The 581-nt window shown below is 46.3% G+C and carries 1 rRNA gene; it reads right to left on the reverse strand.

The features are described 5' to 3' along the window. Positions 1 to 409: ribosomal RNA gene (locus tag WOA13_RS11620) — 23S ribosomal RNA — on the reverse strand; the annotation flags it as partial. Between the last annotated feature and the right edge of the window lie 172 nt (positions 410 to 581).

Raw genomic sequence — 581 nt, forward strand, 5'->3', positions numbered from 1 at the left:
ACACGCTACTCAGGAACATTTCCAGATCCTCTTTTCTTTGCTTACGTGACTGTCACACTCTATGGTCTAACGTTCCAGAAAAGTTCAGCTAAGAAAAGGTCGGAGCCTTAGAAAGTCCTATAACACCACATCTCCCTCACATTACTGGAGGGATTCAGTTTGAACTTTGCCGAGTTCATTCGCCATTACTAACGGCATCTCTTCGATTTCTCTTCCTGCCCCTACTAAGATGTTTCAATTCGGGGCGTTCCCGATCATGACTGATCAGCACAAATGTGCTAAGAGGTCTCATTAGGAAATCTCAGGTTCATAGGTTCCATGCGCCTACCCTGAGCTTATCGCAGCTTGGCACGTCCTTCATCAGCGCTTGAGCCGAGCCATCCACCTGACGGCATAATTACCAGAGTCCATCTCACTTTGTCCAGTGAGCGTCTGATATGTAATATATACATGATCTCATAATGCCCAATATCGGGGAAAGGGCACATCCATCCTTCCCAAGCAATATTACTTGCTCGGTGCACTTGATGATTTGTGAATCGTAATTGATCCAATGGACTTGCTGGGATTCGAACCCAGGG

This window comes from Methanococcoides sp. LMO-2 (assembly GCF_038432375.1).
GTDB lineage: Archaea > Halobacteriota > Methanosarcinia > Methanosarcinales > Methanosarcinaceae > Methanococcoides > Methanococcoides cohabitans.